Annotated in this window: 21 protein-coding genes and 1 other RNA gene; 5 read left to right on the top strand and 17 right to left on the bottom strand. The window is 71.4% G+C overall.

The window, feature by feature from the left end:
- The first annotated feature begins 224 nt into the window (after positions 1 to 224).
- Positions 225 to 1,178, top strand: a complete 954-nt coding sequence (gene pip, locus JOM49_RS12130; RefSeq protein ID WP_209664394.1) for a prolyl aminopeptidase — start codon at positions 225 to 227, stop codon at positions 1,176 to 1,178.
- A gap of 48 nt (positions 1,179 to 1,226) precedes the next feature.
- On the opposite strand, the gene JOM49_RS12125 is transcribed toward pip, so the two are convergent.
- A complete protein-coding gene (locus JOM49_RS12125) occupies positions 1,227 to 2,630 on the bottom strand; it encodes a PucR family transcriptional regulator (RefSeq protein WP_209664393.1) in 1,404 nt (467 codons plus the stop codon).
- Between the two features lie 74 nt (positions 2,631 to 2,704).
- Here JOM49_RS12125 and gabT point away from each other — a divergent pair, with 74 nt between their 5' ends.
- On the top strand, positions 2,705 to 4,033 hold the full coding sequence (gene gabT / locus JOM49_RS12120; RefSeq protein WP_209664392.1) for a 4-aminobutyrate--2-oxoglutarate transaminase: 1,329 nt from the start codon (positions 2,705 to 2,707) through the stop codon (positions 4,031 to 4,033).
- The gene (locus JOM49_RS12115) at positions 4,030 to 5,439 is read left to right on the top strand and encodes an aldehyde dehydrogenase family protein (RefSeq protein WP_209664391.1); all 1,410 of its coding nucleotides are present in this window, start codon (positions 4,030 to 4,032) and stop codon (positions 5,437 to 5,439) included. The genes gabT and JOM49_RS12115 overlap by 4 nt, the downstream gene beginning before the upstream one ends.
- On the opposite strand, the gene JOM49_RS12110 is transcribed toward JOM49_RS12115, so the two are convergent.
- Genes JOM49_RS12110 through JOM49_RS12100 form a run of 3 tightly spaced genes read right to left on the bottom strand, consistent with a single transcriptional unit; the run spans position 5,396 to position 7,842 of the window.
- Positions 5,396 to 6,178 (bottom strand): helical backbone metal receptor, encoded by a 783-nt coding sequence (locus JOM49_RS12110; protein ID WP_209671107.1) that lies wholly within the window; start codon positions 6,176 to 6,178, stop codon positions 5,396 to 5,398. The genes JOM49_RS12115 and JOM49_RS12110 overlap by 44 nt on opposite strands.
- Before the next feature lie 10 nt (positions 6,179 to 6,188).
- A complete protein-coding gene (locus tag JOM49_RS12105) occupies positions 6,189 to 7,595 on the bottom strand; it encodes an RNB domain-containing ribonuclease (protein ID WP_209671105.1) in 1,407 nt (468 codons plus the stop codon).
- Positions 7,596 to 7,644: 49 nt separating this feature from the next.
- Positions 7,645 to 7,842 carry a hypothetical protein gene (locus tag JOM49_RS12100; protein WP_209664390.1) on the bottom strand — a complete coding sequence of 66 codons (198 nt, stop codon included), beginning with the start codon at positions 7,840 to 7,842 and terminating at the stop codon, positions 7,645 to 7,647.
- A 136-nt stretch (positions 7,843 to 7,978) separates the two neighbouring features.
- Here JOM49_RS12100 and JOM49_RS12095 point away from each other — a divergent pair, with 136 nt between their 5' ends.
- A complete protein-coding gene (locus tag JOM49_RS12095) occupies positions 7,979 to 9,070 on the top strand; it encodes a chitinase (protein WP_245369303.1) in 1,092 nt (363 codons plus the stop codon).
- Position 9,071: 1 nt separating this feature from the next.
- Here JOM49_RS12095 and JOM49_RS12090 read toward each other — a convergent pair whose 3' ends face one another.
- The 7 genes from JOM49_RS12090 to JOM49_RS12060 form a co-directional block, all read right to left on the bottom strand.
- Positions 9,072 to 10,712 carry a hypothetical protein gene (locus tag JOM49_RS12090; protein ID WP_209664388.1) on the bottom strand — a complete coding sequence of 547 codons (1,641 nt, stop codon included), beginning with the start codon at positions 10,710 to 10,712 and terminating at the stop codon, positions 9,072 to 9,074.
- Positions 10,713 to 10,722: 10 nt separating this feature from the next.
- Positions 10,723 to 11,721, bottom strand: coding sequence for a C40 family peptidase (locus JOM49_RS12085; protein WP_209664387.1), 999 nt, complete (start codon positions 11,719 to 11,721; stop codon positions 10,723 to 10,725).
- A gap of 3 nt (positions 11,722 to 11,724) precedes the next feature.
- Complete coding sequence (locus JOM49_RS12080) at positions 11,725 to 12,333, bottom strand: hypothetical protein (RefSeq protein ID WP_209664386.1); 609 nt, start codon at positions 12,331 to 12,333, stop codon at positions 11,725 to 11,727.
- 3 nt (positions 12,334 to 12,336) lie between these two features.
- Positions 12,337 to 14,391, bottom strand: coding sequence for a magnesium transporter (locus JOM49_RS12075; RefSeq protein WP_209664385.1), 2,055 nt, complete (start codon positions 14,389 to 14,391; stop codon positions 12,337 to 12,339).
- Positions 14,392 to 14,464: 73 nt separating this feature from the next.
- Positions 14,465 to 17,392 carry an ATP-binding protein gene (locus JOM49_RS12070; RefSeq protein ID WP_209664384.1) on the bottom strand — a complete coding sequence of 976 codons (2,928 nt, stop codon included), beginning with the start codon at positions 17,390 to 17,392 and terminating at the stop codon, positions 14,465 to 14,467.
- A 3-nt stretch (positions 17,393 to 17,395) separates the two neighbouring features.
- Positions 17,396 to 17,833, bottom strand: coding sequence for a hypothetical protein (locus tag JOM49_RS12065; protein ID WP_209664383.1), 438 nt, complete (start codon positions 17,831 to 17,833; stop codon positions 17,396 to 17,398).
- Positions 17,834 to 17,840: 7 nt separating this feature from the next.
- Positions 17,841 to 18,107, bottom strand: coding sequence for a hypothetical protein (locus JOM49_RS12060; RefSeq protein WP_209664382.1), 267 nt, complete (start codon positions 18,105 to 18,107; stop codon positions 17,841 to 17,843).
- Positions 18,108 to 18,772: 665 nt separating this feature from the next.
- Here JOM49_RS12060 and JOM49_RS12055 point away from each other — a divergent pair.
- On the top strand, positions 18,773 to 20,206 hold the full coding sequence (locus tag JOM49_RS12055; RefSeq protein ID WP_209664381.1) for a DUF1996 domain-containing protein: 1,434 nt from the start codon (positions 18,773 to 18,775) through the stop codon (positions 20,204 to 20,206).
- 144 nt (positions 20,207 to 20,350) lie between these two features.
- Here the strand turns inward: JOM49_RS12055 and JOM49_RS12050 are convergent, their stop codons facing one another.
- The 6 genes from JOM49_RS12050 to JOM49_RS12025 form a co-directional block, all read right to left on the bottom strand.
- Positions 20,351 to 21,232: an SCO6745 family protein gene (locus JOM49_RS12050; protein ID WP_209664380.1), complete on the bottom strand. Its 882-nt coding sequence runs from the start codon at positions 21,230 to 21,232 to the stop codon at positions 20,351 to 20,353.
- A gap of 46 nt (positions 21,233 to 21,278) precedes the next feature.
- An RNA gene (rnpB, locus tag JOM49_RS12045) (RNase P RNA component class A) lies at positions 21,279 to 21,688 on the bottom strand.
- 18 nt (positions 21,689 to 21,706) lie between these two features.
- The gene (locus JOM49_RS44040; RefSeq protein ID WP_209664379.1) at positions 21,707 to 22,489 is read right to left on the bottom strand and encodes a COG4315 family predicted lipoprotein; all 783 of its coding nucleotides are present in this window, start codon (positions 22,487 to 22,489) and stop codon (positions 21,707 to 21,709) included.
- A gap of 15 nt (positions 22,490 to 22,504) precedes the next feature.
- On the bottom strand, positions 22,505 to 23,776 hold the full coding sequence (locus tag JOM49_RS12035) for an NAD(P)/FAD-dependent oxidoreductase (RefSeq protein ID WP_209664378.1): 1,272 nt from the start codon (positions 23,774 to 23,776) through the stop codon (positions 22,505 to 22,507).
- Positions 23,776 to 24,600, bottom strand: a complete 825-nt coding sequence (locus tag JOM49_RS12030; RefSeq protein WP_209664377.1) for a ferredoxin — start codon at positions 24,598 to 24,600, stop codon at positions 23,776 to 23,778. Before JOM49_RS12030 ends, JOM49_RS12035 begins: the two co-directional genes overlap by 1 nt.
- A gap of 86 nt (positions 24,601 to 24,686) precedes the next feature.
- Positions 24,687 to 25,475 (bottom strand): DUF4142 domain-containing protein, encoded by a 789-nt coding sequence (locus tag JOM49_RS12025; protein WP_209664376.1) that lies wholly within the window; start codon positions 25,473 to 25,475, stop codon positions 24,687 to 24,689.
- Between the last annotated feature and the right edge of the window lie 267 nt (positions 25,476 to 25,742).

Genomic DNA, 25,742 nt, shown 5'->3' with positions numbered 1-25,742 from the left:
ATTCAGTCAGTGGCTTAGCGTTTACCCACCGCCGCCACGGGTCCTCGAAGAGGAGGAGACGATGCGCGTAATGCGCGCCGCGACAGCTGAGCGTTGCCGGAGCTTCACGCCTACTCCCTGAAATCCCCACTGACCGGGGGCTCGTTCAGTCTGGCGGCGGGAGCGAGCCCCCACCTTCTTCCGCGCGCACCACTGTGCCCGGCCGATGAGGCACAGTGGTGCGCATGGAAGAGCTGTACCCGCCGATCGAGCCGTTCCGGACCGGGCTGCTCGAGGTCGGCGACGGGCACCTCGTGCACTGGGAGGCCTCCGGCAATCCGGAGGGCAAACCGGTGGTGGTGCTGCACGGCGGGCCCGGCAGCGGGCTGACCCCGTTGTCGCGCAGGCACTTCGACCCGTCGGCGTATCTCATCGTCCAGTTCGACCAGCGTGGTTCCGGGCGCAGCACGCCGAGCATCACCGATCCCGAGGTGAACCTGTCGGCGAACACCACCTGGCACCTGGTCGCCGATCTCGAACTGCTGCGCACGCACCTCGGCATCGACAGGTGGCAGGTGTTCGGCGGTTCGTGGGGCGCGACGCTCGCCCTCGCCTACGCCGAAACGCACCCGGGGCGGGTCAGCGAAATCGTGCTGCGCGGCGTGTTCACCGCCCGGCAGAGCGAACTCGACTGGATCTACCGCGACGGCGCTTCCCGCATGTACCCGGACGCATGGGATGCCTACCTCGCCCCCATCCCCGAAGCCGAACGCGACGACCCGATGGCGGCTTACCGTCGCCTCGCCTACCACCCGGACCGCGGCGTACGCGAGGCCGCGGCGATCGCCTGGAGCGCCTGGGAAGGCGCGATCGTCTCGCTGGTTCCGCAGCCGAGCTACCTGCAGAACTACAAACGCCCCGGCTTCGCCCTCCCGTTCGCGCGGATCGCCCTGCACTACTTCAGCCACGGCGCCTGGCTGGACGACGGCCAACTGATCCGGAACGCCGCGAAGCTGACCGGCATCCCGGGAGTCCTGGTGCAGGGCCGGTATGACGTGGTCTGCCCGCCCATCACCGCCTGGGAACTGCACGAGGCGTGGCCGGGCTCGGAACTGAAACTACTGAACACCGCGGGCCACGCAGTGAATGATCTCGGCGTGCTCGCCGCACTGAGGACCGCCACCGATCGTTTCCGCTAGAAATTGCAAACAAGACGCGAGCCCGAGCAACCAGAGGAGACCACCCACTCACCCCCGGTGGGCACCGGCAACAGAAAGAGCCACCCAGAATTCGGCCCGAACCCCCGGCGACGACAAATTCCGCCCCGTCAACGCCTCGACTTTGCGCAGCCGATTCCGCAACGTATGCCGATGGATACCCAGACGAGTAGCCGCAGCATCGTTGTTCCCGTGCTCCTCCAGCCAGCAGCGAAGGGCCTCGACCAGATCAGCGCTCAGCGGCGAGAGCAGCGACTCCGCGAATAGAGCGGCGCTCTCCTCGGGGAGCAGTGATAGCAAGCCCGAACCGGCGTACTCCTCGAAGTCCAGCAACGGCACGCGGCGGGCGCGGGCGGCGTGGGCGGCTTGGCCAGCTTGGCGGTAGGCGACCGGGGCGGCCGTGGCGGGAGAGAGGCCGGCGTGCAGGCCCAGGCGGCGCGCCAGGGGTTCGACCTGCGAAGGGTCCGCGCCGACCACGACCAGCATCGACTCCCGCGCCACGCAGAAGGAGTCCGCCATGGCGTCCGCGAAAGCTCGTCGGGCGGGGGCGGCGCCTACGACGACCGCGAAGCGCCAGGGTGGCGCGGGCAGCGAAGGCCACAGGCCACGGATCGTCCTGGCACCCAGGTCCTCATTGGACAACAACAAGTCGAGCAAGCCCGAGCGCAACTGCCCCAGGACCCCGCTCTGCTCCCGGTTCCGTTGCAGAGCCAGCGAAAGAAGCGAAGCCGCCGTGTTCACGATGAACTGGTCGGCGGCATCCAGTGGCTCCGGCCGTCCGACCGCGAGGACCGTCCGCGCGTCCAACGAGTGCAGAACGACCTCATCACCCGAAGGCAGCCGGACACCCCGCGTTCCCCGCAGCTCGGAAACCTCCAGGCCAGCGGCATGGGCGCGCGCCGCCGCTGGAGCAGCTTCGACCGGTGTGCCCGAGTCCAGCAGCAGCACCCAGCCATCCACCAGCCGCGCCAGCCGGCGTACCACTGCCGCCGGGCCGCCTCGGCCGACCGCCGCTCGCGTCAGTTCCTGCTGACCGCGGCCCGTCCGCACCACGGTCGCGTATTCGTCGGCCGCGACCGCTGCCGAGACCGCCTTGGTGATCGCGATGAACGGCGTCTCCCGCGGCACCTCCAGCAACGGCAGCCCGGCTGACTCGGCGGCCGCGACCAGGCCCGGCGGCACCCGCGGGTGGATCACCCCGCTGCCGAAGCCGATACCGGCGACCCCCGCCGCCACCAGCCGATCCACATAGGAACCGAAGACGGCGTCCAGCGCCAGCCCGGTGGTCAGCAGCAGCTCACCGCCGTCCAGGAAGGCCGTCGGGTCGAGCAGCTCGGTCGGGTGCACCCAGCCGATCGTGCGGTCCAGCCCCGCCGAACCGGCCAGCACCCGCAGCCCCTCGGCTTCCGCGAGCTGCCGCAGCGAAAGTGCCATAGTGGCGAATTCTACCCACCGACTTGTCCAAGTCGGCACCTGACGACCGGCCACCCCGGTCGCATCCTGAACCCATGACCGCCCAGCTCACGCAGCGCAGGCTGCTGACCGAGATCCCCGGCCCGGCCTCCCGTGCCCTGCAGGAACGCCGCGGCGACGCGGTCGCCGCGGGCGTCGGCTCGGTGCTGCCCGTCTACATCACCTCCGCCGAGGGCGGCCTGCTCACCGACGCCGACGGCAACACGCTGATCGACCTCGGCTCCGGCATCGCGGTGACGAACGTGGGCCATGCGGCTCCCGCCGTGGTCGACCGCGTCCGCGCGCAGGCCGCCGAGTTCACCCACACCTGTTTCATGGTCACGCCCTACGAGGGTTACGTGCAGGTCTGCGAGCAGCTCAAGGACCTGACGCCCGGCGACCACGCCAAGCGCTCGGTCCTGTTCAACTCCGGCGCCGAGGCCGTGGAGAACGCGGTGAAGATCGCCCGTGTGACCACCGGCCGCCAGGCCGTCGTGGTGTTCGACCACGCCTACCACGGCCGCACCAACCTGACGATGGCGCTGACCGCGAAGTCGATCCCGTACAAGCACGGCTTCGGTCCCTTCGCGCCCGAGGTCTACCGGGTGCCCGGCTCCTACCCCTACCGCGACGGCCTGACCGGGCCCGAGGCCGCGGCCGCCGCACTCGACCGGATCGAGAAGCAGATCGGCGGGGACCAGGTCGCCGCCGTGGTCATCGAGCCGATCCAGGGCGAGGGCGGCTTCATCGAGCCCGCGCCCGGCTTCCTGCCCGCGCTGGCCGACTGGTGCGCGCGTCACGGCGTGGTCTTCGTCGCCGACGAGGTGCAGACCGGTTTCTGCCGCACCGGCGACTGGTTCGCGTCGAACCACGAGAACGTGGTGCCGGACCTGATCGCCACCGCGAAGGGCATCGCCGGCGGGCTGCCGCTCGCCGCGGTCACCGGCCGCGCCGAGCTGATGGACGCCGTGCCGTCCGGCGGCCTCGGCGGCACCTACGGCGGCAACCCGATCGCCTGCGCCGCCGCGCTCGGCTCGATCGAGATCGTGCGAAACGACCGCCTGGACCTCGCCGCACGCGGTATCGCCGAAACCGTGCTGCCGCGTCTGCGGACGGTCGCGGACCGCACCGGCGTGATCGGCGACGTCCGCGGCCGGGGCGCGATGATCGCCGCCGAATTCGTGAAGCCCGGCACCAGCGAGCCGGATGCGGCGCTGACCGGTCGCGTCGCCAAGGCCTGCCACTCGGCGGGCGTGGTGGTGCTGACCTGCGGCACCTACGGCAACGTCGTGCGCCTGCTGCCGCCGCTGTCCCTTTCCCCCGAACTGCTCGACGAGGGCCTTACCGTGCTCGAGCAGGCAATTGTCGCGGAGGCCGGTAAATGAGCACGTTCCCGTTCTGGGTCGCCGGAAAGCCGGTGACCGGCGGCGAAACCACCACCATTCGCAGTTCCTATGACAATTCGGTCGCGGGCCGGCATTTCGTGCCCAGTGACGCCGAAATCGAAGCCGCGGTGCAAGCCGCCGACGAAGTCAAGAAAGAAGCAGCGGCCACACCCGCCCACGTGCGCGCGGCGGCACTCGACCACGTCTCCCGGCGCATCACCGAACGCGCCGAGGAATTCGCGCGGTTGATCACCGCGGAATCGGCCAAGCCGATCAAGTGGTCGCGCGGCGAGGTCGCCCGTGCGGCTTCGACGTTCCGTTGGGCCGCCGAGGAGGCTCGCCGGTTCTCCGGCGAACTGCAGCGCCTGGACACCGATCCCGGTGGTACCGGCCGGATGGCGCTCGTGCGGCGCGTGCCGAAGGGCCCGATCCTGGGCATCACCCCGTTCAACTTCCCGCTGAACCTGGTGGCGCACAAGGTGGCGCCGGCGATCGCGGTCGGCGCGCCGATCGTGCTCAAGCCCGCGCCCGCCACCCCGCTCACCGCGCTGCTGCTCGGCGAACTGCTCGCGGAGACCGCGCTGCCCGCGGGCAGCTGGTCGATCCTGCCCGCGAGCAACGAGGTGGCGGCGCGGCTGGTCGCCGACCCGCGGCTGCCGGTGGTCTCGTTCACCGGATCCGTGCCGGTGGGCTGGGGCATCCGGGAGAGCGCGCCGCGCAAGCACGTCGCGCTCGAACTGGGCGGCAACGCGGCGGCCATCGTCTGTCCTGATTGGACGGATCTGGACTTCGCCGCGCAGCGCATCGCCACCTTCGCGATGTACCAGGCCGGGCAGTCGTGCATCTCGGTGCAGCGGGTCTACGCGCACGCCCACGTGTTCGACGAGCTCGTGGAGAAGGTCACCGCCGCGGTGTCGGCGCTGGGTGTCGGCGATCCGGACGACGACGCCACCGACGTCGGCCCGCTGATCAACACGGCCGCCGCCGAGCGGGTCGAAGCGTGGGTCCGCGAAGCCGGTGGCGAGGTGACCCGCGAAGGCGCGACGCTCACGCCGACCGTGCTGACCAACGTGTCCGAGGACGCGAAGGTGCTCGCGGACGAGGTGTTCGGCCCGGTGGTCACGCTGAATCGCGTCAGCTCGGTGGAGGAAGCGTTCGACCGGGTCAACGACTCGCGGTTCGGCCTGCAGACCGGGGTGTTCACCCGCGACCTGCCGACCGCGTTCGAGGCCGCGTCCCGGCTCGACGTCGGCGGCGTGGTGATCGGCGACGTGCCGAGTTTCCGCGCCGACCAGATGCCCTACGGCGGTGTGAAGGACTCCGGCGTCGGGCGTGAGGGCCCGGCCGCCGCGATGCTCGACTTCACGGAAGAGCGGGTAACCGTGCTGACAGGGCTGCCGCTGTAGCCGGGTGCGCTTCGACGAGCGACGGGCCGTACCAGGTCAGGAACCTTCCGGAGACCAGCACGTACGGCACTCCGGGGAAGGCCTCCGGCCCGTCCTCGTCGGTGAACAGGTAGGGCTCGTCGGGCAGCACCAGCAGCTCCGCCGCGCCACTCTCGAACTGCGCGCGCAGTTCGTCCAGTGTGGGACGCGGGTAGCGGTCGGCGTGGTCCGCGTAGGTCAGGTCCACGCCGAGGCGGCGCAGCACGTCACCGCCGAAGGTGTCCCGGCCGAGCACCACCCACGGCTTGCGCCAGACCGGCACGACCGCCTTCGCCCGCACCGGCGGGGTCTCACGCCAGAGGTCCTCGGCCCGCACCAGCCAGTCCGGCTCGTCGAGTTCGAGGCCCTGGGTGAGCAGCCGTCGCAGCGACCCCAGCGCGGCGGGCACGGTCGCCGCCGCGGCCATCACCCACACCGGGATCCCGTTGGCGCGCAGGCGTTCCACGTCGTCGGGGCGGCTCTCCTCGGCGTTGGCCAGCACCAGGTCCGGGCGCAGGTCGAGGATCCGGTCCACCTCGGGGTACTTCGAACCGCCGATGCGCGGCAGGTCCAGGTCCGGCGGGTGGGTGCAGTAGTCGGTGACGCCGACCAGCGTGCCCGGCGCGCTCACCGCCACCGCCTCGGTCAGCGACGGCACCATCGAGACGATCCGGCCCGGCGCACCGGTCAGCGGCACGTCCTCGCCGAGGTCATCGGTCATCCGCATGCGTTCACACCCGCTCGAAGCTCACCTTGCGCTTGTCCACGTCGACCGCGGTCAGCCGGATGGTCACCCGGCCGCCCTCGTTGAAGTTCTCGCCGCTGCTCTTGGCGATCACCGGCGGGTCCTCCAGCAGGACCTCGGCCCGGGCTTCCTCGGCGCGCAGCACCACCGCGCCGAAGGTCTCGCCGATGCGGTCGGCCAGGATCCACGCCTCGACCTGGTCCACGCAGGCGCGTTCGACCTTGCCCGCCAGCGTGTCCGAGGCGCTCATGAACTCGGGCAGCCGATCGAGCGCGGCCCGCACCCACTCCGGGACCGGACGGTCGGCGGTCACCGCGAGGCAGATCTCCGTGGCGAAGCGGTCGACCAGGCGGCGGATGGGCGCGGTGACGTGCGCGTACGGGCCGCCGATGCCCGCGTGCGTGATCCCTTCCGGGGCGCCGCCGTCGAAGGCGGTGTACCCGGCGCCGCGCAGCAGGCGGGTGGTGTCGGCGTAGAGCGCCAGCGATTCGGGCCGTCGCGGGTCCAGTGTGGACAGCAGTTCGGCGACCCCGGCCTCAGCGGGCCAGTCGATGCCCAGCGCGCGGGCGGAGCGGCGCAGCCAGTTCACCGCGTCCGGCTCGGCCTCGGGCAGCGTGCGCAACACGCCGACGCCGGCGTCGATCATGATCTTCGCCGCGCTCATGCCGGTGAGTAGGGAGATCTCGGCGTTCCAGGCGTCGACGTCGGTGCGGGGACGCCGCATCAGCCGCCAGTTGCCGTCCTCGTCGGCGCTGATCTCCTGCTCCGGCAGTTGCAGCTCCAGCGCCCCGCGGTGCACGGCCAGCTCACGGCGCAGGCGGCCCAGCTCGGGCAGGACGGCGATCGACGGGTGCGCGCGGCCCGCGTCGGCGGCGGCCTGGACGGTCTCGTAGTCGAACTGCTCGGTGGACCGGACCAGCGCGCGGCGGACGTGCACCGACTCCGGATCGCCGTCGGCGTCGGTGTCGATCGTCCAGAGCACGGCGCGGCGGGTCTCGCCGGGCAGCAGGCTCGCCGCGCCCTCGGACAGCACCGGCGGGTGCAGCGGGACGTTGCCGTCGGGCAGGTAGAGGGTCTGGCCGCGGCGACGCGACTCGCGGTCGATCGGGCCGCCGGGCGCGACGAAGGCAGCCAGGTCGGCGATCGCGTAGTGCACGCGGAAGCCGCCGGGACGGCGTTCGACCAGCAGCGCCTGGTCCAGGTCCTTCGACCCCGGCGGGTCGATGGTGACCAGCGGCAGGCCGGTGGCGTCCTCGCGGTCGCCGTCCTGCGGCACCGGGTCCATCACCGCCGCTTCGGCCTCGGCCAGCACGTCGGGGCCGAAGCCGTCGGGCAGCGCGAACTCGGTGCGCAGCCGGCTGAAGTCACCACCGGCCGGATGCGTGCGGATCACTGTGGGGGCCACCACACGACCCTAACCCGAGTCGTGCCTGATCCAGCGGCTATTCCTCGTCCCACGAGCGGTCGGCGGCGTCGGCGGCCTTGGTGCGCTCCCGGGCGATCTCCAGCGCGCGCCGGGCGGTCGCCTCGTCGGGGTACGGGCCGAGGAGGTCGACCGAGCGGGCGCGCTCGAGGTGCTCCACCTCGTTGGTGCGGGTGTTGTAGTACCAGCCGGGGTCTGGGTTCGGGTCCTTCGCCATGGTCCGAGCCTGGCACTTCCGCGGCCCGCGCGCGACCCGTGCGGTATTCCCTGAATGGTCCAGACCTCTTGACAACTCTCCCATTGGTCTAGTCCAATTTGGGGTGACCTGCGTCACGATCGTTCGGGAGGCACGGATGAGACGACTGTTCACCGCACTGCTGCCGGTGCTCGCGCTGCTCCTGGTGACCCCGGCGACCGCCGGGGCCGCGCTCCCCCGGCACGTCCTGGTCGGCTACCTGCACGCCAGCTTCGCCAACGGCTCGGGGTACGTCCGGATGCAGGACGTCCCGGACGAATGGGACATCATCAACCTCGCCTTCGCCGAGCCGACCTCGGTCACCTCGGGTGACCTGCGCTTCTCGCTCTGCCCGGCGACCGAATGCCCGAACGTGGAGAGCGAGGCCGAGTTCACCCAGGCGATCCGGGCCAAGCAGGCGCAGGGCAAGAAGGTGCTGATCTCCATCGGCGGGCAGAACGGCCAGGTCCAGCTGAGCACCGCGGCCGCACGCGACAAGTTCGTCAGCTCGGTCGCCGCGATCATCGACAGGTACGGCCTCGACGGGCTGGACATCGACTTCGAAGGCCATTCGCTCTCGCTCAACGCCGGCGACCGCACGCTGGCGAACCCGACCACGCCGGTGATCGTCAACCTGATCGCCGCGCTGAAGTCGCTGAAGGCCCGCTACGGCGACGCGTTCGTGCTGACCATGGCGCCCGAGACGTTCTTCGTGCAACTGGGCTACCAGTTCTACGGCCGCGGCGTGCACGGCGGCGCCGACCCGCGGGCGGCGGCGTACCTGCCGGTGATCCACGCGCTGCGGGACAGCCTGACGCTGCTGCACGTCCAGGACTACAACTCCGGGCCGATCATGGGATTGGACAACCAGTACCACACGATGGGCGTCGCGGACTTCCACACCGCGATGACCGACATGGTGCTGTCCGGGTTCCCGATCGAGGGCAACCCGGCGAACCCGTTCCCTCCACTGCGGCAGGACCAGGTCGCCTTCGGCCTGCCGGCGAACACCTACGCTGGCAACGGGTTCACGCCGGTCGCCGAGGTGCACAAGTCGCTGGACTGCCTGATGAAAGCGCAGAACTGCGGTGCCTACCGGCCGCGCGGGGTGTACCCGGAGCTGCGTGGGCTGATGTCGTGGTCGATCAACTGGGACAAGTTCAGCGGCCAGGAGTTCTCGAAGGCGCACCGGGCGAAACTGCCCCGGTGACCTACTTGCGGTAGCGGTACGGGATCTCGGTCGGGTCGCCGCTGGGGCCGAACCCGGTGTCCTCCGGCGGCGCCGGCGGCTCGGACGAGGACGCCGCCGACGCCGAGTCCGGCAGCTCGTCGAACCAGCCGCGATCGCCGCCGAGCGGGAAGCGCGTGCCGCGAGGCGGGGTGTCGGTGTCGGGATCGACCTCCACCACCGGCGACGGCACCGCGAACGGCTCGTCGAGCTCGGTGACGAGCCGGGCCGTCGACGGCGGCACCACGGGGAGTCGGCCCGAGGTCGAGACCGCCGACTCCTGGCCTTGCTGGGGCGGGGCTTGGGGCGGGGCTTCGGCTTGTGGCTGCTCGGCTACCGGCGGCCCAGGCTCGGCGGCTCGCTGGGGCTCGGCGGCGGGCGGCTGGGGAGCCGGAGCCTCGGCAACTGGAGGCTGCGGGGGCAGAGGTTCGGCGGCGGGCGGCTGGGGCGCTGAAGTCTCGGCCACCGACGGCTGCGGCGCCGGGGGCTGGGGAGCCGGGGGCTCGGCAGCGTAAGACTGCGAGGGCTCGGCGGGCGGAGGCGGCGCTGCCGGACTCTCGGCGAACGGCGGCTGGGCGGCCGAAGCACCGGCGGGCGCAGCCGGGCTGACTGGCACCTCGGGCTCAGCGACCAGCGGCGGCGAAACCGGCGCCTCGGCAGCAGGCGGCTTCGGAACTTCCGGCTCGGCAATCGGTTCAGCAATCGGAGCCTGCGCGGCCGGAACCGGCGGTTGTGCGGCCTGAGGCCCGGCGACGGGCGGCTGGGTCGTGACGGGCGGCTGGGCCGTCGAGGGCATGGCCGCTTGCCAAGGTGATTGGGTAGCTCGCCACGGCGACTCCGCTGCGGGAGTCGAGGCGGGCGGCGTGGGTGATTCCGCCGTCGAGGGGCCCGCAGGTGGCGTAGAAGGCTCGACGAAGGTCGGCTGCGCGGCGGGTTCCGCCGCCGGGGGTTTGGCGACCGGTTCCCAGGGGAGCTTCTTCGGGGCAGCCGATCCCGGTGGGGCGGCGACGTTCTTCGGCGGTTCCGGCACCGGCAGTGGCGGGGCCTCCGAGGACTTGGCCGGAACCGTCCGCCAGACCGGGGCGGGTGGCAGGTTCATCGGCACCGGCGCCCGCGAACCGCCTTCGGCCGGGGTTTGCGGGCGTGGCTGCGCGGGCGGGCGCCGCCGTACGATCGGGTCCAGGGTGGCGACGAGAACCGTGGTCTGTTCCGGGTTTTCCACCCGGCGCCCACTGCGCTCCCGGTAGACCATCTCACCGTCGAAGTCGATTTCGACCAGGTAGCCCGCTTCGGCCAGTTGCTCCTCGTCCAGATCCACCAGGCGCTCGTACCGCGACGGCGTCACGCGGTAGATCGGCCACGAAAGACCACGGTGCGTGCCGTGGAACTGCGAGAGCAGCTCGGCCGTCTGCTGCTGCCACGGCAACGACATGGCCTCGGCCAGTGACCGGGGCAGCACCACGTAACCGTCGTCGACGCCGGGCCAGCCGCGGTCGAGGAAGTCGGCCAGCGGGGTGCTCGACGCGGGCGGCCCGCCGCGACGCGGCATGGGGGGCCCGAACATGTTCCTCGGGTCCTCCGGGGCGCCCTTCTTCTTGCCGCGCTTGCCGAACTTCTTCGCCACCAACCACTCCTTAAACGCCCGGCCGGACGGCCTGGGCGACGAGCTCGCCTTCGTCCCAGGAAACCTTCCTGGTGTGCACCGGGACGCCGCTCTGCTGCGCCTCCACCATCTTCCCATCACCCAGGTACATCGCCACGTGGTGAATGGTCTTGGGGTTCGACGGGTCGTAGGCCCAGAACAGCAGGTCGCCCGGCTGCGCCTGCTCCACCGGCAGCATCGCGCCCGCCTTGTACTGGTCCCGCGAAACCCTCGGCAGGGTGACGCCCGCCGCCTCGTACGCGCGGAGCATCAGGCCCGAGCAGTCGTACGAGTTCGGCCCGGTGGCGCCCCAGACGTAGGGCTTTCCCTGCTCCCCCAAGGCGAACTCGATCGCCTTGGCGGCGGTCTGGCTGGGCGGCAGGACCGCGCCGGTGCCCTCGCCGCAGCCGGCGGCGTCGACCACCTCACCGACGTTCTCCACCAGGTGCACGGCCATCGGTTCCCACTTGTGGTACCGATCGGGGAAACCCGAGCGCTCCACGGCCTGCGCCGCCTCGCCGGGCCGCATGGTCTCCCAGCCCTTCACCGCCAGCAGCACGTCGTAGAACTTGTTGACCTGGTACGGCGGATCGGTCACCTGCGCGACCGTGCCCCAGCCCATCGACGGCCGCATCTGGAAGATGCCCAGCGAGTCGCGGTCGCCGTAGGTCAGGTTGCGGAGGCCGGACTCGGTCATCCCGGCCTGGATCGCGATCTGCCACGCACGCGGGGAGAGCTGTCGCTGCTTGCCGATGGTGATGATCAGCGTGACGATCTGCAGCTGCTCGTCCTTGAGGTTGCCCGCGTCCGCGGCACCCTTGCCCTGCTGGCCGGGCTGCGTCGGGCCGATCGCCGCGTCGCAGCTGAGGTTGACCACGCCGAGCGCCTGCTGCTCCTGCTGGTTGTCCACCACCACCGCGACCGTGCCGGTGGTGACCACGGCCGCGAACAACACGGTGACCAGCACCCCGACCAGCACACCGACCTTCACGGCTCAGCCCGCCTGGTCGAACGCCGATACCCGCCAGCCGACGTTCGTGCTGACCACGGTGATGGACAGTTTGGGCCCGTCGGTCGGCACTTCTGCCTCCAAGGAGCTGGTCAGCGAGGTGATCGGGACCGGCTGCCCGGTGATCCGGGTGGCCGGGATGTTCGCCGGGTCCACAGTGGACATCGTGGGGAGGAACTCGTCGGTGCTGAACGGCTTGAGCCCGGCCAGCCACTGCTCGTTCGTGATGCCCTGCGGGTGGTTCACCCAGGCCGCGGCGAACTGCTCGGCCACGCGCATGGCGTCACCGTTCGGCGGGGCCGTGGTCGGCGACTCCCGCGGCTCGGACAGCCGCGTCGGCAACGGGCCGGAGGTGGTCCGCGACGAACCACCCGGCGCGGCGGCCTTGCCGTCGTCCGGGTTCACCGAGATCTGCCCGGCGCGCCCGGTGCGCGGGTTGTTGTCGCCGATGACCTTCGGGATCAGCACACCGGCCGCGATCATCAGCACGGCCAGCACCACCAGCGAGATCGTCAGGTGGGTGGTGGAGCGCAGGGGCCAGCCCCACAGCCTGCGGTAGACCGCGGCCCGGCCGCGGTTCGTGCGAATCGGCATCGGTTACCCCCTCACGGCACGGTCGGTGTCACGAAGGTCTTCACGCACCTCGAGCCCGCGTGAAGGGCGGTAGATCACGTGCACCGGCTTGCCGCCGACCACCTCCGCGTCCACGCGGCGGGGCTGGCGCGGAGCCGGCATGCTCGGCGCGGCGACCGGTGGCGCGTAGGCCGCTTCCGGCTGTGGCCCGGCGCCCGGGGTCATCCGGGACGGGATCACCACCGGTTCCGGGTCGTCGCCGCGGTCCCAGCCGCGGTCGAACACCGGCGAGGTGTCCACCCGGCGGCTGGCCGGTTGCGGCAGCTGGTTGCCGGGCGTGGTGCCGCCCGGCACGAACCCGCCGAACACGGGCATGCCACCGGCTCCGGCCGGTAGCTCGGCGTGGCCGTTGGCGTTGGGCAGCGCGCCCGGGATGGCCCCGGACCACGCCGCCGCGGGCCGGGTGGCCAGGTTGGCGTTGTCCAGCCGCTGCGCGGTGGCGAACACGGTCGCCTCCGGGCGGAAGCGGCCACCGCCCGCGGTCGCGCCGATCGGCCCGCGCTGGTCGGTGCCGGTGGTCTCGTCGGTGTCGCGGACGTTCTGCCAGAACTCGTCCTGCGGGCTGGGTTCGCCGTTGTTCTTGCGGAAGCGGGAGAACAGCCCGCCACGCGGGGTGGGTACCGCCGAGCCGACCATGCTCACCGACATCTCCACCATCTGCCACAGCCGACGCCCGGGGCGGCCGACCAGGAACAGCAGGATGGTGACCAGCCCGGCCATCGCCATCTGCACCAGCATCGACAGCGAGTTGCCCGCGTCGAAGATCGCCTGCAGCAGCAGCGCGTGCACCCCGGCCAGCACGGACAGCACGATCAGGTTGAACGCGACCGCCCCGAGCACCCGAGCCACGCGGCGCAGGATGTCGTGGTGCAGGATCGCCACCAGCCCGATCAGCGGCGCGGTCAGCGTGAACAACCGGAGGATGACCTGCGCGAGCAGCACCGCCGCCTTCGCGAAGAGCTGGAACAGCGAATACACCAGGCTCTGCAGGAAGGCGAGGAACCCGGCGCCGGTCCGGCTGCCGTCCTCACCGGTGAAGTAGCCGGTCGCCGGGCCGAGCTGGGTGGAGATGTTCTTGAACTCGCCCTTCTTGGCGTCGGTCACCGCCTGGTCGGCGTCCTGGTCGCTGTTCATCTGCGTCCAGGTGAACGCCTGCGCGTCCAGCAGCGGCCTGCCGAACTGCTCCGCCTGCTCGGCGTCCGGCGCGCCGAACTCCCCGCGCAGCCAGTTGTCGTAGATGACGCGCTCGTGCAGGTTGGTCGGCAGCACCTCGTGCGCGATGGTGTCCGCGTCGTTGGCGTCGACGAACCCGGCCTGGATGCTGCTGGTGGTCTTCACGATCGCGTCGTCGATCGGGTCGAGGTACCGCAGCAGCGCCAGCGAGGACGCCGCCAGCCAGACCCCGCCCAGCGCGAACAACGCGCGTTTGCTGACCGTGGACAGGTCGCCGCGCCAGATGTTGCGGAACATCATGATCGCCAGCACCAGCGCGGCCAGGCCGAACAGCTGCGCGTAGATGTTGTTGTAGACCTTCTCCGCGCCGGACTTCACCGCGTTGTAGATCGGGCTGAGCAGCCCGTCCTCCATCACCGTGTAGTGCAGCGAGTTGGTCGCGCCGACGATGTTCTTGGCGATGTTGAACAGCTGGTTGCCGCCCCAGGTGTCGATCGTGGAGTTGGGGTCGGTCAGCCCGGCCATCGGGCTGCAGTTGGTCTCGAAGACGTGCCACACCATGCCGGCGTAGCTGTAGTCGAGGTAGGCGCTGCCGTCGAGGCCGTGCTGGCGCGGCGGGTCGATCGCGCCGACCATGCCGGAGCCGGGGCGTTCCGGGTTGGGGGCGGCGCCGCATTCGGCGGCCATGGCCTGGGGGGCGGTCACCACGGCCTGGATGCCGAGGATCGCCACCACCATCAGCATGGCCGCGCGCTTGCGCCGGACCGGGGAGGGTTCCCGCCGCTTGCGGCGGCGCAGGAGGTGCCAGGCCCCGGCGGTCGCCAGGAGCAGGAGGACGGTGATCATGCGTCACCCACCGCCGCGCCGCGCGCTCGCCTGTGCCCGCGGCGGGCCGTGGCCGCCGCTCGCCGGAGGTGGCTCATGCCGCGTCCCGGCCCGGACCACCCTGGGAGCCGGCCGAGGCCCGCACCCCGCCGCCGCCGCCGTCCGGCCCGCGGCCGTTGCCGTTCCCGCCGTCGGTTTCCGGCCCACCGGGCACCGGTTCGGACAGCACCTGCTCCTCGGTCAACCCGACCTCCAGCTCCGCCGCGAGTTCGAAGTCCGACTCCGCGTACCCGGCGGAGTCGTCGTCCGGTGGGACCGGGACGTGGCGGGGCTCCGGTTCCGGAGCGGGAGCGGGCCGCGAGTGCCCGGTGCCGGTGGCTTCCTTCGAACCCGGCGTGGTGTCCATCGCGTTGCGCAGGTGCTCGAGGTGCGGACCGGAGAAGTCGACCCGGATCCGCTCCACGCCACCGGCGCCGTCGCCGAAGATGAACTGCCGTGGCTCCCGGTCGCGTTCGGTGTCGCGATGGGCGCCGGGGCGCCGGCCGAGGGCGGCCACCACCTGTTCGTAGCCGACGCCGATCGGCACCTTCAGCAGGCGCAGCGCGTCCGCCTGGGCGTCGTCGTCGTCGAGCCTGCCGACGAAAACGGAGTCGAGCAGGGCCACGAAGCCCTGCATGCGCAGGAAGTCCGCCGGGATCTGCGAGGACAGCAGCACCCGGACGTTCCACTTGCGCGAGTCACGGGCGAAGCGGTTCATCAGCACGCGCCCGGTCGGCACCTCGGAGAGGAAGAACGCCTCGTCGATCCAGACGCCCTTGCGCAGCTCCTTCGGCCGCTCGTAGACCGACCGCTGGGTCAGCCACGCGGCCAGGTTCAGCATCTCCACGCCGAGCGCCTCGGCGTCGGTCCAGTGCTCGCGGCCGACCCCGTCCTTCGGCAGCGTCAGCCCGGCCATGGTCAGCACGGTCATCCGGTCGTCGCGGGTCTCCGCGTACGGGTCCTCGTTCTGCTCGGGGATGAGCAGCGACATGCGCTCGCGCATCTCGTCGAGGAAGTCCGCGACCACCACCGCGTGCTCGTGGTGCTCGCTGGAGTCGCGGCGCAGCGCGTCGATCACCTGGCCGGGGTCGGCGTCGAACCGGCCACCGACCGCGCGGACCGCGCGCAGCAGCACGATCCGGCTCTGCGGCATCCGGGCTACCTCGTAGGGCAGCACACCGGTCAGCACGTCCAGCACCAGGCGCCGCCGGGTCGCACCGGCCAGCGCCTTCTCCCGGCGCCACGAGCGCTCGGGGTCGTCCTCGTCCATGAAGTGTTCGAGCAGCGGCTCGGCCACCACGCGGTACGGGTTCAGGATGCCGGGTTCGGCGTTGAGCAGGTTGATCGGCCGCGCGTACGGGCGGATCTCCGGCAGGTCGCACAGGCGCGACAGCGGGCCGGACGGGTCGAGGATGGTCCAGTGCGCCCCGGCACGCAGGGTCTTGTAGACGATCCCGCCACCGAGGAACGACTTGCCGCCACCGAGGCCGGCGACCATCGCGGTCAGGCCGGAACCGTCGCGGATCTCCTGCGCCATCCACGGGTCCCAGGCCACCGGGCGCCGGGTCGCGGTGCAGGTCTCGCCGAGCAGGATGCCGCGGCGGTCGCCCACCTCGGCGGTCGCGGTCGGCACCGCGGCCGCGGCCCAGACCACCGAACCGCGGCGGGTGTAGGCACCGGAGGCCAGCGGCTCGCCGGGGATGAACTCCCTGGCCATCGCGTACTGGGCTTCGGGGTGCTCGATGGCGATCTTCGGCTTGTACAGGTCGAGCAGCTGCTGGGCCAGGCGCAGGGCGTCGCGCTCGGTCGGCCCGGACACCGCCAGCCGCCACCACGAGCGCACCCGGGTGGCCAGCGCGGTGAAACCCGAGGTCATCTCGTCGTCGATCTCGAGCACGCGCGACGCCTGCCGCGCCAGCGACTGCGGTGGCTCCAGCTCGTGCTCGTCGGTGTAGTGCTTGACCTGCGAGCGCACCTTGTTCATCTGGCGCTGCAGCTCACCGGCGACCTCTTCGGGGCGCCGCACGTAGATCCGCGCGGACCACTCCACCGAAGCGGGCAGCCGGTCGGCGTGCTGCACCCAGGGGTCGTCGATCTCCGGGATCTGCAGGCCGTGCATCTGGCCCACGGTCAGCACCGCGACGCTGCGGGTCACCCCGGCGTTCGAACCGGTGCGCCCGCGGACGGTGACCGTCGGGGCGTACGGGTCGGCGTGGAAGTCGGCGGCGTCGGTGAAGCTGGCCAGGTCCTCCGGCTCCCAGGCGGCCCCGGGCACGGCGGGCATGTTCCGCGGCGCGGGCAGGCCCAGCGAGCACGACCGGTGCATCAGCCACGACATCTCGTCGGCGTGCGCCGGCCTGCCCTCCAGCCCGGCCGAGCCGAGCACCTGGTCGAGGTGCTCGACCTCGGAGTCCAGCGCCATCAGCTCGGCGTCCACGGCCTCGGGCAGGATCTTGCGCAGCAACGGCGCCGCCCGCTCGACCGCGCGGTCCACCGCCCGGCGGGTCTGCACCTGGACGCCGAGGTAGACCTCCTTCTCCGCCATCGACCGGCCCATCAGCTGCTGCTGCTCGCCGATCAGGTAGTCGTCGAAGGAGAGCGCGCCCGGGGTGTCCTTGGGCCGGTCGTGCGCGTTGTGCACGTGGGCCTCGGCCCACATCCGGATCGGGTACGGCCGGTTGGTCACCCGCAGGTGCAGCCAGCGGCCCGCGAGCTCGGCGTACTGCCCGGCGATGGCCGCGATCAGGTCGCGGCGCTGCGAGTCCGAGCGGAACGACCAGCGCTGCGGCGCCAGCCGGTACCAGGCGTAGACCTCGTGCCCGGTGCGCAGGAGGTGCCCGTCGATGCTGCGCGCGGCGATCGACGGGGTGTAGGAGGGCACCGCCTGCTCCCCGGGCAGTCTGCGGCCCCGCCCGCCGCCCTTGCCCTTGGGCTGGACGGGGCGCTGGTCCCGCTTACCTCGGCTACCGCCGCGACCGGACAACGACTACCTCCCCGCCACGGCGTGGGTGCCGCCGCGACGCGCTCGGGTGCTGCTGGCTCGTCCGCGAGCACCCCGGGGCCGGGGCCGTTCGGCCCGCACCCGGACCTTGCTCGCGCTGACCGCCCCACCGTTGCCGGTGCTGCGCTCACGTGGTGTGTTCAGTTCCCGCACCCACATGGTGAGCACGGCGCCCAGCGGGCGTTCGTGACTGATCTTGGCCGTGATCAGCCGCGTGATCACGATGGTGGCGACGAACGCCCACGCTGTCGAGAAGAAGCCGAAACCGAAGCCGAGCTGGCGTTCGATGGTGAGCACCACGAGGAAGACCGGGATCCCGACCGCCCAGGCCACATAACGCGCCCGCCAGGGGAAAGTAGCCTTCGGCGGGCCGAGCCAGACTGCGTCGACGCGGTAGACCTCGTCGTCGGTTCGGATGCGCACGGGTGCCTCAGCCCGTGAACAAGCCGGCGATCCATTCGCCGACGTCCACGCCGAGGCCGCTGACCGCGAGGCCGATGATCGCCAGTGCGATCACCACCCCGGCCAGGCGCCGCATCACCCCGGCGTTGTCACCCTTGCCACCACCCAGCCAGAGCAGCAGCAGTGCGACGGCCAGCAGGACAAGGGGGATGATGTTCTCGATCATCCAGTCGCGCACGCCCTTGGTGCCCAGTTCGCCATCCTGGGCCAGGGCCGCGAGGGTCATGGTGGTCATCGCTTAACTCCTGAGTACAGCGGGACGTGGCCGGGACGGGCCCGGGTCCGCCGGCCCACCGTGATCGCCGAACGTGCCGAACCTACTACTGTGCGCGAGAATCATGATGGCGCCGCGAGTTGTGGGGGTCAAAGGGCGCCCTGCGGTTCTGCCCGCTCCACGTCCGCTCCCGCACGCAGCGGACGAGGACCACTCTCACCGATACCCATCCCCTCCATCATCGTTGCCGGGACGTCCAGGATTAACCCAGTCCACCCGGATTTCCTAGTGTGCGAATCGACTCACTCACACGCGAGGATTTTGGCTACTCCGGGTGGCCGAGCTGGGTGGCGGATCACGCCGGGAACAGTGTGGCATGCCCCGTTCGGTCCCCTCTCCGGCCTCCATCGCGTGAACACCCTTCACCAGGACTTCACATTTGCGGGCTCACCCGTTCGAACAGCCACAACGTCGCGGACGCGACGGAGACGGCTCGCTTTCCTTCACTTTCGGTCATCCGGCGCTCTTCTCGGTGATCTTGCTCCGGCCGCCTAGCTGCGGCGATGAGTTTATAACAGCAGGATAACGAACAGGCCTCGTTTCAGTCCACCGCGCGCGGAACGGCCGTATCCCCGAGCGGCGCGCCCCCAGGACCCACTTCCGCCGAACATGAGGTGACACAGTCGATGGCCCGAGACAGCTACGAGGGAAGGCACCGCGTTTCCCGCAAAGCCAAACTGACCACCGGAGGCCTCGGCCTGGCGGTGCTCACGGTCGGTGCGCTGGCCGTCTTCACCACGACGGGCTCACCCCCGCAGGCCAGTGCCGACAACCCCGACCAGAGCCAGTTCGTCGACATCACCACCGTCGAGCCGAACGTCAACGAGCCGGAAGCCCAGGAGGGCGCCTCCGGCGGCACCTTCACCGTGGACTGCGGCCGCAACGAGAACGGCCACTTCAACCCGGACAACTTCATCGCCCAGCCCGGCGTCCGCAACGGTGCCCAGCACCTGCACGACTACGTCGGCAACCTGTCCACCGACGCCGACTCGAACAACCAGAGCCTGCAGGCCGCCGGGACCACCTGCGCCAACGGCGACAAGTCCGCGTACTTCTGGCCGGTCGTCCGGATCGACACCGACGACGCGGCGGAAGGCGAAGCCGAACAGCAGCAGGACAACGCCGAGGAAGCCCAAGCCGAGCAGGCCGGCCAGAGCGGCAACCGGAACCAGGACGGCAGGCAGGCCGGGAACCAGGACGAGCAGGCGGCCGAGCCCGACGCCGCCGATGCCGGAGCCGCCGACGCCGGGGCCCAGGAGCAGGACGGCCAGGCCGCCGATGAGCAAGGTGCTCAGGAGCAGGGCGCCCAGAACCAGCGTGGCCGGGGCCAGGGTGGCCAGGACCAGAACGGTGGCCAGGGCGACGACCAGGGCCAGGAGCAGCCGGGCGACCAGGGCGACCAGAACCAGGGCGGCGACCAGGGTCAGGACGGTGACCAGGGCCAGGGCGGCGACGAGAACGGTGGCGGCCAGGAAGAGGATCCCGCGCTGCCCCCGCAGGACGAAAACGGTGAGCTGCCCGGCAACGAGGGCGAGATCCAGCGCCCGGCGAAGGTCGACATCACCTTCCGCGGCAGCCCGGTGACCGAGGTCGAGGCGATGCCGAAGTTCCTCCGCGTGCTCTACGGCGACGCGAAGGTCACGACGAACGGGCCGGGCAACGCGCAGGAATCGTGGACCTGCAGCGGGTTCGAGGACCAGGTGCGCATCGACAAGTACACGATCTGCCCCGAAGGCAGCGACGTGATGCGCGTGCACGACTTCCCGAGTTGCTGGGACGGGGAGAACATCGACAGCGCGAACCACCGCACCCACATCGTCTACCCCAACGAGAACGGGCAGTGCGAGGACGGGTTCACCGCCGTGCCGCAGCTGCGGATCAGCCTCACCTACGAGATCCCGCGCGAGATCCAGGTCGCCGGGCAGTACAAAGTGGACGCTTTCCCGGAGGAGGACCACAACCCCTTCTCCGACCACGACGACTTCGCCAACGTGATGTCGAACGCGATCATGAACCGGGTCGTGGACTGCATCAACTCCGGCCGCACCTGCAACGAGTAGAAAGGAGGGCCCCGTCAGGACACTTCCACGCACGAGCACTCCGTTACCGGTAAGGCCACCGCGGCGTCCCCCGACTCGGTCGCGGTGGCCTTCCCGTACGGCCCGGGGCATCCGCCGCCCCGGGCCTCTTTCGTGCGTACGGGCCTAGTTCGCCTTCTCCGAACCGGTGCCGAAGACGTTGCCGGGAAAGGCACCGTTCTTCACGGCGGTGCGGCTCAGCTGCCGTCCCAGTTCGTGCAGCCGGTCCGCCTTGTCGGCCCCGAAGCGGCTCCAGGGCGAGGCGGCCGAGAAGTTGGTGGTGTCCTCGATGCCCTCCCGCAGCTGACGGCCCTGCTCGGTGAGCACCCCGCCGGCGTCCAGGATCCCTTCGGTGCGCAGGTAGTCCGCGGCGGCGTCCCACTGCTCGTCCGACCAGCCGCGGCTCTTCTTCGCCGCCGGTTCCAGGAAGCCCTTCCCGGTCGCGGTGTGCGTGACCAGCGCGGTGATCCCGTTCAGCCCTGCCCCCACCAGCGCGGCGATGTGCCCGTCACCGCGGAACTCGCGCAGCAGCGAGACCGCGTGCCACAGCACCAGCAGCGGCTCGTCGGGCCAGTCGAGGTCGGCGTGCGCGGCGTACAGCGGGCGTCCTTCCGGCACACAGCCGTCGGCGACCTCGCGCGCCAACTCGGCGGCTTCGGCGACCACTTCGGACTCGGCCAGCTCGTCTCCGAGCAGCCGCCGCAGGGCAGCGTCCGCCGCGGCGAAGCGGGCCGCGAGCACCTCGCGCGGGTCGGCCAGTGTCCACGCGCGAGGGATGAAGCGCGCGACGAGTTCCGGGTTGAAGTTGAAGAAGGTGGCGGCCACCGGGCCGGGGCCGACCGCGCCCATCGGCGCCGACCGGCTGGCGAAGTAGCCCATCCGGCCCGGCCGCAGGCCGACCTCGGTGAAGCGTTCCTCCGCTTCGGGGGCGAAGTAGATCATCGCGTGCAGCGGCTCGAGCACGCGGTGGCAGCGGTACGCGATTTCCTTGGCCTCGGCGAGTTCCATGTCCCGCAGGCTACCGCCGGGTAGGGCGGTCCAGGAACCGGAGAAGAGGACGAGCTGGCATGTAAGCCGGATCCTGTCCCCACGGACCCCGGCGAACCGGGGCCGCGGTGGGCGGCCATCCATCTCGGCCTGCCGTCGCCGGCAGGCTCCAGCGGCCTACCCGCAGGCATCGGGCGGGCCGCCCTCGATCGCCTGCGCAGGAGCTCGCGCTCCCTCTTGGCCTTGCTCCGGGTGGGGTTTACCGAGCCGTCCCGGTCACCCGGGACGCTGGTGGTCTCTTACACCACCGTTTCACCCTTACCCGGCCGCGAACGGCCGGGCGGTCTGTTTTCTGTGGCACTGTCCCGCGGGTCACCCCGGGTTGCCGTTAGCAACCACCCTGCCCTGCGGAGTCCGGACTTTCCTCGAAACCCGCTCCCCTGGGGGAACGGATCACGCGGCCGCCCTGCCAGCTCGTCCAGCGCACCAGGGTACTCACCCGCCCGCGGCGGCCGCGCGCTGGTTGCGTTCGCCGTCCGGGCGCACGGCGAACCACTGGCCATCGCGCCCGTGCCCGCTCCAGTCACCGGCCGTCCGGTCACCGGCGAACCGGTACAGCGGCCGCCCGGCGAGGGTGACCTGCCAGCTGCCGTCGGCCCGGCGCACGGTCCCGACCAGCTCCGGCGCGACGCCCTCCACGGTCGCCTGCCGCTCGGTCAGCACCGGCGGCCAGGTCTTCGCGCAGTCGCCCTCGCACAGCGACTTCGGCGGCCCGGTCCGGTCCCGTTCGAACCGGTAGAGCACCGCGCCGCTGCCGTCGGTCACCGTCTCGCCCATCGACGGCACGTCGCGCGCGACCAGCTTCACCGCCTTGCCGGACCCGGCGGGCGGCAGCGGCATGGTCTCCTCGGCGTCGGTTTCCGGCGCCTGGACACCTTCGTCCAACTGCGCCATGTCCGGTGCGCTCGGATCGTCCGAGGCGAGTTCGGGTGGCTTCACCAGCGCTTCCGAGGTCTCCAGCGTTTCGGACGCCACCGGCTGCGGCACGTCCTCGCTGTCCGCGCCCCACCAGTTCAGCGCGCCCACCACGAGCAGGGCACCGACCGCGCCCATGGCGACCTTGCCCACCGTGGTGGCGAGCCCGGCCCGCCTGCCGAGCTCGCCGAGATCGCGCAACCAGAGCACGGTGGCGCGACGCAGGCCGCCCGCACCCCGGCGGGCGGCCCGCCAGGACCCGGAGCCCCGCGGCCGCTGTCCGGCGCCGTGTCGAGCCGACACTGGAGTCCCCCTCGTCTACCGGCCGGCGAGGATCCTCGCCCGGCTCATCTCTCCCGTGCTGAACACCGGCCGGTCCGGCACCTCGAGCTCGCCCGGCACCGGGCACTGCCGGTCCAGGTCCGCCGCCCAGGCCAGCACCGCCGACGGGCTGTTCATCCCGACCACGCCGAGCAGGCGGCCGTCCCGGACATATCCGGTCACGGTCCGGCCGCCCCCGGCGGGTGGACTGAGGGCCACCGTGTCGGTGCCGAGCTTCGGCACCCCGGCGGCCTGGATGCGGACCCCGTGCTGCTCGGACCAGAACCGCGGCATCGGCGTGAACGGCTTGGCCGCGGCCGGTCCGGCGAGCAGGTTCTCCGCGGCGGCCCGGCCCATCTCGATCGCGTTGAGCCAGTGCTCCACGCGCCGCGGCACCGCGTCGAAGCGCAGGTTGGGCCACTGGGCGACGTCACCGGCGGCGACCACGTCGTCCGCGCCGATGACGTGGCAGGTGGATTCGCACACCACCCCGTCCGAGATCCGGAGCCCGGCCCCCCGCAGCCACGACACCGCGGGCACGGTGCCGACCGCCGCCACCACGCAGGAGGCGACGAGCATCTGCCCGTCGGAGAGCCGGATTCCCATGCCGGTGTGGCCGGGCAGCCAGTCCTGGATCGAGGCGCCCAGCGCGAGCCGGACGCCGTGGTCGCGGTGGAGCTGGGTCAGCCGCTCCCCGAGGTCCTCGCCGAGCACGTTGCCCATCAGGTTCTTCGACCGGCCGATGATGGTCACCTCGCGGTCCATCTCACGCAGGCTGGACGCGATCTCGCAGCCGGTGAACCCACCGCCGATCACCGCGACCGGGCCACGCGTGCCCGCCAGGTTCTTCTGCAGCCGCTGCGCGTCGGACAGCGTGCGCATGACCACCACGCGCGGGTGGCCGTGCGGGATGTTCGCCGCGCGCTTGGGTTCGACCCCGGTGGCGATGATCAGGCCGTCGTAGCTCATCTGCTCACCGCCGGGCAGGTGCACCACCCGCCGCCGCGGCTGCAGGTGCAGCGCGGTGGTGTCGAGCCGCCAGACCGCGCCGAGCTCCTGGTACTGCTGCAACCGCAGGTCACCGGGGCTCATCGCGCCGCTGAGGAAGCCCTTGGACAACGCGGGCCGGTGGTACGGCCGCAGCGGCTCGCTGCCGATGAGCACGATCTCGCCGTCGAACCGGAGTTCGCGCAGGCGCTCGGCGGCGCGCAGCCCGGCCAGGCCGGCACCGGCGATGACGATGCGCTCGGCGGATTGTCTGGCTCTCATCACTGATCGACCCCCTGGAGTTGGATGGCGCGCATCGGGCAGGCGCGGGCCGCGGCCTGCGCCTGGTCGTTCTGCGCGGCGTTGGGATTGCGGGTGTAGCGCAGGCGGCCGTCCTCGCGGAGCTGGAAGACGTCGGGCGCCTCCGCCTGGCAGATGCCGTAGCGGCGGCAGCGCTGGTTGTCCACGCTGACCCGCATCACCACGGCCTTGCCGGGTTTCGCGGGGCCCACCGGCGGGGCGTCGAGCAGGCCGATGCGGACCAGGTGCTTCGGTGGCATCAGGCGCAGCACGCTGAGCGTGAGCGCCGGCGCCAGCAGGGTGATGCCGCCGAGCCACAGCAGGGCGAGGTGCCCGTTGGCGGCGGCGCCGAACCAGGCGTGCACCACGGTCATCGCCACCGCCGGGTAGGCCAGCTGGTGGAACCGCAGCCAGTTCAGGTACTTCACCGTGCGGTGCAGCCCGGCGGTCAGCGCGATGGCGACCATCAGCTCCAGGCCGAGGATGCCCAGCGCGTGCCGCGCCAGGCCGCCGTCGGCGAACGGGACCAGGATCTTGGTCAGGCCGAAGTCGATGTCGTCGAGGAACGGGAACGCGGCCGCGTGCGTGACGCCGGTGGCGATGGTGAACGAGGCCAGCATCTGGTGGCCGCCGCGCAGGGCGTGGTGGCCGCTGAGCCGGCGCACCCAGCCGGTGGCGGTGAGCACGCCCCAGCACAGCGTCAGGCACATCGCGACGTAGGACATCCTCGCGGACAGGGCTGCCATCTCGCGGACACCGGCGTCGTGCGGGGAAGTGGCGACCTGCAGGAGCAGGGGGTCGGGCATGGAGTGTCTGCCTCCGGATCGGGAGAACTCGGGTCTGCGCCTTCGGTAGCGGGCGCGGAGCGCTCCGTTGAAGGGTGGCGGCGGGCTCAGTCGCCCGCGTGGCGGGAGCCGCGGCGGTAGGCGCCGAACCAGCGCACCAGGCCGAGCGTGGCGGCGATGGCCACCAGTCCGGCCAGCACGCCGAGCACCACACTGCCGAAGCCCAGTTCGTCACCGGTGTTCTGCACCGCGGCGCTGGTCACCGACCGGCTGCCAGCCACGCCCGCCTGCTGGCCCTGTGCGGCGGCCGGGGCGGCGGACTGGGCCGGGGCGCTGGTCAGCGAGTCGGCGCGGGCCAGCCCGGTGCTCTCCAGCAGGGTCATGTGACGCATCACCGCGTTCACCGCCTTCTGCGCGAAGGAGCGGACCGCGTCGTTCTTGGTGGTCGCGCGCACGGTGGAGACCAGCGGGAAGACCGTGCCGTGCGCGGCGCGGGCGAGGTTGACGTAGGTGCGGTCGGCGTCGGCGCCGGTCTTGCCGGAGATCTCGTCCATCCAGCCCTGCTGCTGCGCGGTCGGCTGGCTGGGCAGGCTCACACCCACCTGCGCGGCGGTCTTCTGCACCTCGCCGTCGAGCACCGCGTGTTCCTCGGACAGGTGCTTGCCGACGTCCTTGACCTTCGGGTTGGTCGAGCGCTCGAACATCAGCTGGCTGATCGGGCCCTCCCACAGCCCGGCCAGCCGCACCTTGACCAGGATCTCCTCGTCGCTCGGGCTCAGTTCACCCTGCGCCGAAGCGAGGGAAGCGCCGCACAGCAGAGAGGCCACGCTCAGCAGGCACACCGCGAGCAGGGAAAGCAGCCGGCGCGGGCCGGGGGGTACCGCGGGGTTGGCCATGGCATGCCCTTCGGGGGAAAGGTTCGTGCGTTTCGGGGGATTCACCACCAGGTACGGCAGTGATCACCACCTGGTTCGGTCCGCAGATCCCCAATATGGTGTGACCTGGATCACATCCGGTTACGCTCTGTTCCTGTCGAAAATACGGATGTGAACCTGGTTCACTTCCAGATGATGCAGTATTGTGATCGCACCGCCCGAGCGCGATCGGATTCCCCCGACTCCGCATTCGACGCGCCGCGGTAACGAACTCTTTCACCTCGCCTT

The organism is Amycolatopsis magusensis (assembly GCF_017875555.1).
Classification (GTDB): Bacteria; Actinomycetota; Actinomycetes; order Mycobacteriales; family Pseudonocardiaceae; genus Amycolatopsis; species Amycolatopsis magusensis.
This window is presented reverse-complemented; position numbering and strand designations above follow the sequence as displayed.

What these genes read in the sequence shown, in the direction of transcription:
- JOM49_RS12115 (WP_209664391.1), top strand. Translation starts at nt 4,030, where the DNA reads ATGAGCACGTTCCCGTTCTGGGTCGCCGGAAAGCCGGTGACCGGCGGC.
- pip (WP_209664394.1), top strand. Translation starts at nt 225, where the DNA reads ATGGAAGAGCTGTACCCGCCGATCGAGCCGTTCCGGACCGGGCTGCTC.
- JOM49_RS12100 (WP_209664390.1), bottom strand. Translation starts at nt 7,842, where the DNA reads ATGGCGAAGGACCCGAACCCAGACCCCGGCTGGTACTACAACACCCGC.
- JOM49_RS12125 (WP_209664393.1), bottom strand. Translation starts at nt 2,630, where the DNA reads ATGGCACTTTCGCTGCGGCAGCTCGCGGAAGCCGAGGGGCTGCGGGTG.
- JOM49_RS12055 (WP_209664381.1), top strand. Translation starts at nt 18,773, where the DNA reads ATGGCCCGAGACAGCTACGAGGGAAGGCACCGCGTTTCCCGCAAAGCC.
- JOM49_RS12030 (WP_209664377.1), bottom strand. Translation starts at nt 24,600, where the DNA reads ATGCCCGACCCCCTGCTCCTGCAGGTCGCCACTTCCCCGCACGACGCC.
- JOM49_RS12035 (WP_209664378.1), bottom strand. Translation starts at nt 23,776, where the DNA reads ATGAGAGCCAGACAATCCGCCGAGCGCATCGTCATCGCCGGTGCCGGC.
- JOM49_RS12110 (WP_209671107.1), bottom strand. Translation starts at nt 6,178, where the DNA reads ATGACCGATGACCTCGGCGAGGACGTGCCGCTGACCGGTGCGCCGGGC.
- JOM49_RS12095 (WP_245369303.1), top strand. Translation starts at nt 7,979, where the DNA reads ATGAGACGACTGTTCACCGCACTGCTGCCGGTGCTCGCGCTGCTCCTG.
- JOM49_RS12080 (WP_209664386.1), bottom strand. Translation starts at nt 12,333, where the DNA reads ATGCCGATTCGCACGAACCGCGGCCGGGCCGCGGTCTACCGCAGGCTG.
- gabT (WP_209664392.1), top strand. Translation starts at nt 2,705, where the DNA reads ATGACCGCCCAGCTCACGCAGCGCAGGCTGCTGACCGAGATCCCCGGC.
- JOM49_RS12050 (WP_209664380.1), bottom strand. Translation starts at nt 21,232, where the DNA reads ATGGAACTCGCCGAGGCCAAGGAAATCGCGTACCGCTGCCACCGCGTG.
- JOM49_RS12060 (WP_209664382.1), bottom strand. Translation starts at nt 18,107, where the DNA reads ATGACCACCATGACCCTCGCGGCCCTGGCCCAGGATGGCGAACTGGGC.
- JOM49_RS12075 (WP_209664385.1), bottom strand. Translation starts at nt 14,391, where the DNA reads ATGATCACCGTCCTCCTGCTCCTGGCGACCGCCGGGGCCTGGCACCTC.
- JOM49_RS12025 (WP_209664376.1), bottom strand. Translation starts at nt 25,475, where the DNA reads ATGGCCAACCCCGCGGTACCCCCCGGCCCGCGCCGGCTGCTTTCCCTG.